The following is a 12,297-nucleotide window of genomic DNA, read 5'->3' as shown; positions in this document are numbered from 1 at the left end:
TATTAAATATACCTATTTTTGAATTTATATTTTTCTAATTCGATTGCTTCTTCAAAGTAGTCTTTAAACTTATTTGAGAGCTTTTCTTCTTTGAATTTAACAATTGTTAATACACTATCCCATGCAATTATTTCAATTTCTGATTCTTCAACTTGTAAGTTTCCGTCTTTCCAAATTTCAGCAACGCCTTCTGCAAATGGTAATATTTCTTCTGCTGATATTAAAAACCAATCTTTTTCGTGGTTGATTGGTAATTTCCCCATTTCAGAAGTATTTATCTCTAAATCAGAAATCAACCATTTGAATTTTTGAATATCATTTTTTATTGGCTCTAAAAGAACATTCAAATTTGTATGAAATTTTAATTTGCTCGTATTTCTAATTATCCAATTCAATTTCTTCAGGTGTTTCTTGGTTTTGTTTTTCTTCATAGCACACAACGCTCTAAGCTAAAAAGCGTGACCAGTCCGTCAGGCTGGACATGATTTTTTAGCTGATGTTATCTGCTTTTTTCTTTTTGTTTTACTTTATAAATATTTAAATTCTCTTGGACCACCATCAAATTTCCATTCAGATGTTGGTTTAGGATTATTATTTTCAAATTTGTCAAAATCTGCAATCCACTCAAATTTATGATCTCCTACTAATTCAGTCTCTAAATGGAGAGTTACACTAAACCAATATAATTGTTTTAATATGGATTCAAACTTTTCAAGCCACTCGTTCCAGTCAGATTCTAATTGTTTATATGAAGCACCAAAATGTATAATTTGGTTCCGATAAATGTGTTGGGTGTCATAAGGTATAGTACTAAACATCCATTTTGTAATCCAAGGATAGTCATCTTTTTTAGTTAAATTATCAATTATTTTTTCATTTAGTTTATAAAGCTTTTCTCCATGAGGAGGCTGGTTTCCAATTGCACAAATATGCCCATAAATTATAGATTCATGTCCCATTATATTAAGTTTTTGGATTCTATTTTTATCATGAATTATTATTCTCTGTATAGAAATTTCCGATTTCATTATGAGGAGTGTTCTTATCCAGAATTATAGTAATCCGTGATGTCGGCTCGCCCTTATATCTTTTTTTTTGTACTTAAATCAATTTGCTGAGTATTAACTGAATTTGGTCTGAAAAAAATTTCAAGCCATTTGGTTTCAGTTTTGTCTTTAATTGTAACTCCTGAGTCTTTCGGGTTCAGAAAGTATGCTGTTGAGCAAAGTTTAAAGGTTGTGCAAAATTTCAAAAAAATTATAACTTTTTTATTTTCAATTTCATTTCCTGAAACATAAAGATATAATTGGCCTGAATGTCATCCAGTTTATACATCTCCAGTTTTTCATTCAGATATTCATAAGTTTTAGATTTGGTTTGTCCAAGACAATTGAGATAAAACCCTAAAACAAACATCCCCAAAAATATTTTTTTCATAGTCATTGTTTTTAGCTTGCAGGTAACAATTATATCAATAGCATTGCAATGGCTATTTATATTTTACTTATTCAACAATTTCAATAAAAATACTATGATAAAAAACTTACTTTGTTATGTTTTTAGATGCTTTTTTAAGTAATTACTAGGAGTCATACCACAATTTTTTTTAAAAGCATTATAAAACGCAGACATGCTTTTAAAACCCGAACCTTTTGCAATAGCTTCAATAGTGTAATTCAAATCGTAAATATTAATAAGTTGGTGTTTTGCATGTTCAATTCTGTAATGGTTAATAAAATCAATAAATGTTTTTTTAGAGACACTATTGATGGCTAGTGATAAATATTTGGAATTGGTGCCTAGAGCATCCGAAAGTTCTTTAAGACAAATATTGGAATTCAAAAATACCTGTTGATCTTCAACATAAGTCGTTAATTTCTGAAATAACTTTTTCTTCTTCTTAAAAGAAAAGGAATTCGAATATGAATGATTGCGTTTAAAATAGGAAGATGAAGGCAATAAAGAGGTTTGACGAGAATCTTTAAGAAGTTTTCTCGATGTGAAATATGCAACCAATATCATTAATACAGAAGAAATAATAGCAATAATTTCAATAAGTAAAAATGCATCTAAGACCACTAGACTTTGAAAATTCATATACATGATGTTGTGGTTTTATTTAATATTAGGCTTTTGAGTTTATATATATATAACAAAACACAAACATAAAACCCTTACTTTTTAAGATATTTTTTTTACAAAATGTTATCATTGTGTAAATGAAACTCCTAGCCAGAAATGCCTTTAAGCTCTATTATTGCTTATCTAACGATTATAAACAGTGCACAAAGGCATAGAACAATGATGTGTTAAGAATTCATGTTGTTATCCGAAATCATGAAGAAGAATGAATGGTCTTTAAATACTCAGAAGGACGCATCCCACAGAACTTATTAAAAGCAACATAAAAGGACGATTTTGAGTTAAACCCAGATTCATATGCTATAGACTCAATAGTATAGTTTGTAATAAGTTTAGGCTGGCTTAGCAATAGTTTAGCATGCTCAACACGATATTTATTTATATAATCAAAAAAAGACTTTTCAGATATCCCATTGATGGATTGCGATAAGTAATTTGCATTTGTTTTTAATGCTTCAGCCAAGTCTCTCAAGGTTAATTTTGGGTTTAAATAGGGGCTTTTAGCAACAATATGCTGTTCTAGCTTTTTAAAAAGATCTCTTTTATGAATATCGCTAAGAGCTTGAGATTTTGCTTTCCTTTTAGATAGTTGTATAGGAGCAATGACACCTAGACCCCTATAAATTTCTGGTCTAAGAAGCACAGTAAGCATAATAACAAAAGCTATAACAATGAATATTATGGAGATAAAAACAATCTCATTTTTGTTAATCATCATGATCACAACTGTTAAAGAAAAGGGAAGTATGCATAAGGAAGAAATAAAAAAGTAAAACCATCTTTTGGTATTTCTATTTAAATAGGAGTATTCCTCTAAAGCGTGTATATGATAATTTCTTATGTCTTTAATCATAAAAAAAGTATATACTATAATCATTAAAAATACAGCGATGTTTCTTTGGAGCATATAAAACCCAGAATGAAGTCGTCCTGAAGCCATAAAGTTTTCTTTTTCAGAAGGCTCCAATTTAAAAATAAAGATATACCACAAAATTAGTTGAATAATAAATAGTGTTAAATGCCAAATATGTATCCTATTATATTGATATTTATTTCTTAAATAGGTGTGTACATAAAAATAAAGCAATGGAAATCCAATAAAACCTATTACAGACCCTAACATATAGATAGAAGGAAAAAGACGATATTCTGATATGCCAAACTCTAGTATTACTAACGATATTGAAATAATTACCATCCCTAGAAATTTGTTTGCTGGGATATTATAACGCTTCTTATTTAAAATTAAAAAGATGGAAAATGTTATAAGGACAATGGCATTGTAAATAATTATGGCAGCTAAATTTTGCATAAACGCTTCTTTAGGATTAAAAGTAGTTAAACTTTAAGGATATCAAAAATGGTCTGTAGCTAATACAAACCTAAATATAATTATATATACTTACGCTATTGTTTGGTTTTTTCTTCTAAATAATTATTATTTTTCTTAAGCCTATAGGTTTATTCATGAATCAAACTATCTTTTGAAATGATTATTTCAGCACTAACATAGGGAGGTTTAGGGGATTAATGCCATATGTATTAAGTTTTAAGTTGAATGAAACCACCTAAACAAAATAATTAAAATAAAGAACCATTTTAATGTTTTGATATGTGAATCCGTACAATTCAGTTAGTAATAAAAATGCTACGAGCTTATTTTTTAAATAGTGACATATATAAAACTATTATCATAAACAATACACACTAGTAATCTTACATTTTTTAGCAATTCTTTAAAGTAAAAAAGTAATGTTTCTTACTACCTATATAGCTGGTGTTTACAGACTCATAGTCTTCATTTTATTCATGAAATACAGCTAGTCTAAGCGCAACATAGTATAAGTGTATTTCTTACATCTTTCAAGTTTTGATATATGAATCGAGACGGTACGGGTCCGTAATGAGTTATTTTAATTTATACTTTTATCAAAGTAATTAAGAATTAAATCGTTTACTATTACCCAACAATTTATAGTGATTATCTAGAATTTTTATGATTATAATTTAAAGCGTATTAAACCACTAACTAAAACCAATATAGACATTAACATTTATGAGAAAAATAAAGCAATTATGGTTTGTAGCACTGATTGGACTCGTTCTAATGGCTGCTATAACTAAAGAAACGGCTCCTACAACCTATTTAGGAGTTATAATGGACGACTTCATTTCGCAGTTACTAGAAATACAAGAGGCTCCGTTTATTCTTGATACTTTAAAGGAAAACTTACAGGGTAAAGAAGCTGTTTATAATACAAAACGAGATGTCTTAATTTTTAAACAGCAGCTATTTACAAATTTGGCTCATAAAGCCAACCTTAATGACATAAGATATACCGGGATTTTCATACATAAATTTGAAATACTGCTCAAGAACCTTGTAGAAAAAAACTCTTTAAACCCATACGAGTGCCATTTAACTAAGCGATTAGAGAAGTGGCGCTTCAGTAGTGGTGTCATTTGATTAACCACCACCTGATCTAAATACTTATGTATACTAGTGATGGGGTTACAACAAACCAGTAAATGCTGTCAAAACTATCTATTCTTAAAATGCAAAAACAACCAAAAACAATTACTAACAATTAAATCCAAACAATATGAAAGCAATGATTAAAGTACACAATAGCATTAGTGAGATCAAGAACATAAAATATTTTTTAGTGGCACTTGGCTTTTTTATGTCTAATTGGGCAATTGGGCAACAAACATGGAATAACAATTCATACAAATTCAATAACGATCAGTCTGATAGAAAATTACATTTGGATGTCAATAAAAATGGGAATAGGCAAGTGGACTTTACCGTTGGAAGCCAAATTAATAGAATCCAATTTAATGCACCTAGCCTATTACTGACAGGTAGATTGGATTTTTCAACTACTACAAGACAGATGATTAACTTATGGGGTAATGCTTATGGCATAGGTATACAAAACGCTACTCAATATTTTAGAACAAATACTCATTTTGCTTGGTACAAGGGCGGAGTGCATAGTGATGCGATTCTTGATCCAGGTTCAGGTGGTACTGCGCAAATGGTACTTAATAATGGTTACTTAGGAGTAGGCACCATAAGCCCGTCAGAAAAGCTGGATGTGAACGGGAATATAAGAACAGATTGGTTGAAGGTTGGGGATTTTGGGGGTTATTGGGGTGGAATTCATTCTTATGGGGAAAAATTATATATAGGATCAGAAACTGGTCAAGAAGTCGCTTTTATTACTCATTCAGGTGGAGGGGAAGTGAGAATGACATTAACACCAAACGGTGACTTAGGAGTAGGCACCACAAACCCGTCAGAAAAGCTGGATGTGAACGGGAATATTTATATTAATAATGAAAACTCTGGGCTAATAGTAGATGCAGGTAATTTAAAACGAGTTGGTTTTATGAAATATAGACATAGAGAAGCAGGTATTTGGAGAGCAAAGAACCAGGATTTTGAGATAGGCCGTGTAGATCAAACTTCAGATATTAGTTTAGGAGCAGGAATGAATCCAGTAGTAGATATGTATTTTCGGGGCGATGGTAAGGTAGGTATCGGTACTAATAACCCAACTGAAAAACTAGATGTAAACGGTAATACTAGGGCGAAAGGTGTTATATTAACTGGCGATGGCGCCAATACCAATACCATAGATAGCAATATAGATGGTACTGTGGTCTTTGGAGGTGAAGATGGCTCTACACTTACCAATAGTGATATTGCAGCCTCTTATTACCCTGATTTTGCGGTATGGGTAGAAGAGGGCATCGTGACCGAAGATATTGTTATTGCCACGACCAATCAATGGGCAGATTATGTCTTTGAGAACGGGTATGCACTAACCCCGTTAAAAGGTGTTGAAGCGTTTATTAAGCAACATGGCCATTTAGAAGGCATCCCATCCAAAACCGAGGTAGCAGAAAAAGGCTGGTCTTTAGCAGACATGGATCGTAAGCTTCTCGGAAAAGTAGAAGAACTTACATTATATGCCATAGCGCAACATAAGCAAATAGAACGTCTTGAAGAACAAATAAATCGGTATGAAGCTTTAGAGAAAGAACTAGCACTAATAAAGCATGCAGTGGAAAAATATAGCCATAAGCAGGATTGATTTAAGAGAAAATAAAAACTATTATCATGAAATCAAGATTATATATATACAACAAAAAAATAATGTTTACCAGCTATTGCCTGCTTTGGTTTACCTTCGTCCTTGGGCAAACGGTAACCTGGCACGATGATGGATCCCTAGAAGTTTCTGGAGACCTGTATACAAATACTACCACCGACCCAAATTACATTTTTGACTGGCGTACTATCAATTACTACTGGTCAGATTATTGGTGGGATAATCCAAAATATCTGGAAGAATATTACGGGGGAATTAAGGCTAGAGTGAGAATCTATTCTGTAATTCCTTACACTCCCTTGAGGATGGACCCTATAGAGAATAATCTAACAAATGGGGTGAGCGTGCAGGTATTTCACTGGGATGAAGCCCAACCCGGTAACAAGGGAAATTTAATCTATGGGGTTTACAGTACGGGGGAAAGTGAAGACTATGTCTACACAGATTGGATAACAGGATATCTAGGGTTATTGGCAATCGAAAACCATACTTCAGATATTTTCAGAAGGGGTAAAAATACCGGCGTGGCTTATATTAAGAATGTGGGCGGTGAAGGTATGCAAACCCATATTCCGGAATACCCTGTAATTATTGAATTTAATGTGAGAAATGCCACTTTTAAAGAAGTAAAGATTCCGGGTGTAGGCACCTTTACTCCCAAAGAGCTTCTGGAAAAAAATAGCCTAAGGCTTAATGTCAAGGTGTTTAAAAAGGATGCTTCAATAGAAGAATATGCTTTTAGCTCTGATGGAGGCGATAATGAAGATGGCATTTACGGCCTGGCAGATAAAATTTCAGCCAAAATTGGAGACAGCGTGGTGTTTTCCATTGCGGATAGAGGGAAACGTCCCATTTTTAAGGGCTTACCCAAAATATGGCTGAGTGCGGCCATGGCGCAGCGTAGGTTTATGTGCACACCCGATTATGAGCCTAATCAAGTAGAGCCTTGGGATCCCTTTATAGCCCAAACACATTACCGGATGATTAATAGTTACCCAGACAATTTCCAGTCTAAATCAAATGACTTTTTAGACGAAGACGAACCTCAATATAAATGGAGCTGGATAGCACAACGACGAACAGATCCAACTAAAACAGTATATAAACAAGATGTCTATTACCCTAAAACAAAGACGTTTCAAAAAGGGAGTAATACTTGGATACAGCGGGAGAGCCAATCCATAGGGTGGGCAAAAGAGATGCTCAACTATTGGGAACAAAATAATAACGATTTTAATTATTCAGGGAGTGCCTCTTATTTGTCGGCATTTGATAATGATGAATATCTCTATATAGGTTCTAAAGAAAAAAACAGCAAAAATGAAGATTGGTCTGGAGAAGGCATTACAAGTATAAAAACGTTCACAGACAATAATAAAAAAGATAATTGGCAACACATGTGGCCAAGTGAAACAGATGATTGGGGTAATACCTATCCAATAGAATGGGACAGTAGGGGCTACCCGTCAAGAGGCGTTATACTGAATGATCTAGTTACCGCTTATCAAAAGGTAAAGGCCCCGGAAACATACGATGAAGATTATTATTATAATGGTTATGAAATTGAAGACTACAACACTTTTTTTACTGTGAGCGATGGACTAGAAATGCCCGTATCCAGAGCTCCGGATGATACCATGCCATTAGCTTATGAAAACGGCATGTGGTTTAATGCGAAAAACAGTGAAGGAAATAATACACACCCAGGAGAGGTAACAATTTCAGCTGGAGACCAAACCATATCATTTAGACTGGAAACAACAAGTCCACAGGATACGGATAGTGGATTTTATGGCTCTTTAAAAGGAACACAATACCCTTTAGGTTTTGGTAATGAATCTACCTATATATTAACAGGAGTAAAAGATGAAGATAAATTTAATTATATCATCAAATTATTAGAAGGTCAGGATGGTAAAGGAACTCCCATTGTAACCAAATCCTTTAAATTTGGTGGAGGCGAAGGATATGAACCACTCGAGTATAATAGTGTAAATAAAACCTTGTCTGCTACTTTTAAGGTGTATTCAGGAGCCTCATTTTTTGTGGCGTATTATGATGCGGGTTATGGCGAAGTCCCCATAGCAGGTAGAGCGCCTATGATTATGGACCCTGTAACTTCACTAACTATTCCAGGGGGTAATCCATATCCTTATAGCGATGAATCATTATTACCTACAGGGATAGTAGCCCCTTGTGAAGACAAATCATGGTATTCTACTTTTAATCCAAATTGTTATTCTGCTTTTGGTTATGATAAATTTGTGGACGATTTGGTTGAATTAAACGAGGGACAGGGCGAACGGCCCTTAGAAACACAAAATGAATTGCGTAGGAATCAAGATACAGGTCGTGGTTTTACCGAACAATACGGCTCGGCTTATATAAAACCATATATAAGAGAATATGTATTACGGCAAGGCGAAAAAGCAAAGTTTTCGTGTATGGATGCAGGGCGTAAAATGGAATCCTTTTGGGATATTGGGCAAGATCCCTATTTAAGTTGGCGCGAATTGGCAAGGCGTATGCCAGTTGATACCATTGCAAAGAACCTAACATATAAACTGTATAAAATAGAAAATGGTAACATAGCATTTATAGAAGAACAAACTACAAGACATTACGAATACCAATTTGATGATATAGGTGATTACGAACTAAGGGCTAATTTTACTGATTTTTTTAATCTTGAAACAGTTAGTCCAGCTACACTTAAGATAAAGGTAACCGATTTGCCAGCTAATGCTAATGATGCCACAAAGTTTAATGAGCATATAAAGCGTGGGAGCTTTAAAATTAGAAAACTTGATCCTGATGAAAAAGCCATCTTGGAAACTTTTAATATTGGTGAAGATGATTTAGATAATTTTTTGGTAGCAGATGTAGACTATATTTTAAGTGAATATGCTTATGGCTCTGGGCCTCGTGCAACCAATTATCAACACCGTTTTGGGGATCAAAACGATTTTAATGATCAATATGCATGGTATACAGTAGATAATGAAGGTGTAGAAACCTTTATTGACAATCCAGAATTTGTAAACAATTTTATAAATGCATTTATACCAGAAGATCATTGGCCAACAAACTGGGGAAACAGTTGGTTACGACATACATCGAGCAACTATTTTCCAAAGGAAGATATAGACAAAGACAGTGTTGAAAATGATAATACCAGTGTAGCTTATTACACATTAATGAATAAATTATTTATATCTACGGAAGAAACACAGTCAGAGCTTGGATTTTTACGCTGGCATCCTTGGATTGCTCCCACGCCAACACATGGCGATAAGTTTAACAGATGGATTAAAACCTCTATGGATCTCCATGATTTCTTTAATAACGGCAAAGGGGTGTTTTCGGGGAATGCTTATGTAGATATAGAAAATGTAACCAATGCATCCGATTATCTTGTAAGTTCTGCAGGGTATGGATCTTATGCTTCAACTCCCGAAGAAAATGAAATGAACAGTCATTTAACAGACGATATAAAAAACAAAATAAAGATGTACCATGACCTTAAAAACGGACGTATGGTACTATTTAATAAAGCTGACCACGAAAAAATTGTTTTGTACAACAAAAATCCGGGGTATCAAAGTGATAAATATGGTTTCGACAATTCGGTATACCCTGAGGATATATATATAGATGCTCAAACTATTGAATATTTGGATACAAATGTAAATCGGCTTTCAGGCATACCCATATTAACATTTGATTCGGCTGAATACGGCACCACCGAGTTCAATACCGAGTACCTAATAAGTCATAATAATAATGTGCACGTATCCAGTAATATAGTCCATAATGGGTTTGACAGGTATTTAAAAATCCTTGCGAAAAATAATAATCCGGGAGGAAATGAAGTTATAAATATAAAAATTAGTCTTTATGGAACCTTAAATGATGGAGAAAATATCCCTAATGAAATTAGTTCAACCATAACAGGTATAAGACTTAATCGTATTTATAAAGAATCACCAGTTATTAAATATTTGGCCAAGAATAAGGATGATATTAATATACCAAGCACCAAAATTTCGCCTCCAAATGATGATGATGATAATTGGCAAACACGTATTTTTAAACCTGCAGAAGGCTACACTTATGATGATCTCAAATATTTTGTAATTCAAATAAAATTAAGCCCGGGGGCTACAGCAGAGTTCTATTTGGATGATGTTTATCTGGAAAACGGTAGCAGCACCGCCTGGACATTAGCGGATTATGATAGTGATAGAAATGGTGTTACCGCTGAGACCGACGATGAGGAATTTTTAGATTGGTTACAACGAACAGCTATTCGCTATTTTCTTTGGAACTACAGAGAAGTAAATGTTAAAGGTAATATAGGAGCTGTTGTATTAGAATCTGCTACAGATGTTGATAAAGTAACACCCAGTGGTATTGGCTTTGGTATCGCGGCCACCATTTTGGCAGCAGAAAAAGGTATGATTACAGATTTCGTTGCTCAAGATAGAGTACAGAAAATGACCACATGGTTGGCCAACCTAAATCCTAATGACGGAGAAGATGGATGGCATGGAGTACCATGGCACTACTTGAATAAAGATTATAACGGCGGTTCTGTTTTTGGTGAAGGTTATGGTGAGGTGAGTACCATTGACTGGGCTATTTGTACAGCAGCATTACGCGTGGCTCGCCAAAAATATAAAACAGTAAATACAACTATAAAAAATAATGTTGATGCATTACTTGGTGATACCAAGTGGGGAAAGTTTATGGTTTTTAGTTACTCTGACCCAACAAAGCACCATATTACTGATTATAGATTGAGTATGGATTGCGATCCTAAAACTGGAGACCCAAATAACGGTAATTTTTGGGGACTAGCCTTCTCCGAGGAAACCGAACTGGTTTATGGAGAAGCCTTGGCCGCCATGTATGAGTTTTATGAAGAGGGAAGTAATGTATCTGATTATGTTTTTGAGGACGACTTACAATTTATAGAACGAACAAAAAAGGACTGCTTTTTCCCAAGTTGGTTTGGAGCTGGTTTTACCTACAATTGGTATCAATTGTGGGCCGGTAATGATGATGATGATGCTTTTAATGGAAAATCGATTTACAATGATAATAGCATAAAGGCTTATACACATGATTATAATACAGCTATGACACTATTTGGTAAACCATATATGGGCTTTACTGCAGTAAGTTGTGTTAATGAGATCTATGATGATGGTTGGATTGACCATAACCGCTATGTAAGTAATCAGGGATCTAATAAACATCTTACAGATGACGATGAAGAGGTTATTCAGGTGGCTCCTGCACCCTATGGAGCAGCCTTGGCTTTACCATTTACCAAAAACAATGCCGTTGAAGCCCTTCGTGAATATGTTAATTTAGGCTTTTATAACCAATACTTGGGCTTACCAGATAATGTTCAGTTAACAAACCTTAAGGGGCTTGCACCTATACCTAGCTGGAAACAGATTGAATTGAATATAGGGCCTATGGCTTTGGCCATTGATCAGCTAAATGATGAAACGATTAGTAGTTTGTACTTAGGTGATTACAATGCTAGTGAATCTGTTTTTGAAATGCTCAATAATTTTGCAGATGAAGTTTGTTCTGATAGTGGTAAATCTATAAAACCTAAAAAGGAGGACTTAGAAACAACAGAGAATGATAATGCCTTAGTTAATAGTGCTGTAAAATTATACCCTAATCCGGTATCAGATGAACTTAATTTATGGTTTTCAGTTAATAAATCTGGCAGTTATCAAGTTATGATTGTTAATTTATTAGGAGAGGTTGTTTTAGATAAGAAGTTGAATTTAAATGAAGGGATAAACGAAGTACAATTAACAAACAACATCAGGTCCGTTTGTAAAAGTAGTGGGCTATACCTTATAGGAGTTAAAGGATTAGAGTTGCAAAAAATTATGAAACTGGTAGTAGAATAGATAGGTGGTTAATAGCAAAAGCAGGCGGTCATAATATTTCAGACCGTCTGTTTTTAATGTGGAATCTGAGATATAGGAGATGTCATAATGTACAT

Annotated in this window: 7 protein-coding genes; 3 read left to right on the top strand and 4 right to left on the bottom strand. The window is 34.0% G+C overall.

Annotated features, from left to right (window positions below):
• Positions 1-2: 2 nt before the first annotated feature.
• The 4 genes from ABD941_RS05025 to ABD941_RS05010 form a co-directional block, all read right to left on the bottom strand.
• On the bottom strand, positions 3-431 hold the full coding sequence (locus tag ABD941_RS05025; protein ID WP_345272937.1) for a hypothetical protein: 429 nt from the start codon (positions 429-431) through the stop codon (positions 3-5).
• A gap of 96 nt (positions 432-527) precedes the next feature.
• Positions 528-959, bottom strand: coding sequence for a hypothetical protein (locus ABD941_RS05020; protein WP_345272936.1), 432 nt, complete (start codon positions 957-959; stop codon positions 528-530).
• 592 nt (positions 960-1,551) lie between these two features.
• Positions 1,552-2,097: a helix-turn-helix domain-containing protein gene (locus ABD941_RS05015; protein ID WP_345272935.1), complete on the bottom strand. Its 546-nt coding sequence runs from the start codon at positions 2,095-2,097 to the stop codon at positions 1,552-1,554.
• A gap of 238 nt (positions 2,098-2,335) precedes the next feature.
• A complete protein-coding gene (locus ABD941_RS05010) occupies positions 2,336-3,454 on the bottom strand; it encodes a helix-turn-helix domain-containing protein (RefSeq protein ID WP_345272934.1) in 1,119 nt (372 codons plus the stop codon).
• A gap of 795 nt (positions 3,455-4,249) precedes the next feature.
• Here ABD941_RS05010 and ABD941_RS05005 point away from each other — a divergent pair.
• From ABD941_RS05005 to ABD941_RS04995, 3 genes are all read left to right on the top strand, one after another.
• Complete coding sequence (locus ABD941_RS05005; protein ID WP_345272933.1) at positions 4,250-4,609, top strand: hypothetical protein; 360 nt, start codon at positions 4,250-4,252, stop codon at positions 4,607-4,609.
• Between the two features lie 145 nt (positions 4,610-4,754).
• Positions 4,755-6,245 carry a hypothetical protein gene (locus ABD941_RS05000; RefSeq protein WP_345272932.1) on the top strand — a complete coding sequence of 497 codons (1,491 nt, stop codon included), beginning with the start codon at positions 4,755-4,757 and terminating at the stop codon, positions 6,243-6,245.
• Between the two features lie 26 nt (positions 6,246-6,271).
• Positions 6,272-12,202 (top strand): T9SS type A sorting domain-containing protein, encoded by a 5,931-nt coding sequence (locus ABD941_RS04995; RefSeq protein WP_345272931.1) that lies wholly within the window; start codon positions 6,272-6,274, stop codon positions 12,200-12,202.
• Positions 12,203-12,297 lie beyond the last annotated feature (95 nt).

Origin of the sequence: Flaviramulus aquimarinus, assembly GCF_039543205.1 — a bacterium.
Classification (GTDB): domain Bacteria; phylum Bacteroidota; class Bacteroidia; order Flavobacteriales; family Flavobacteriaceae; genus Flaviramulus_B; species Flaviramulus_B aquimarinus.
This window is presented reverse-complemented; position numbering and strand designations above follow the sequence as displayed.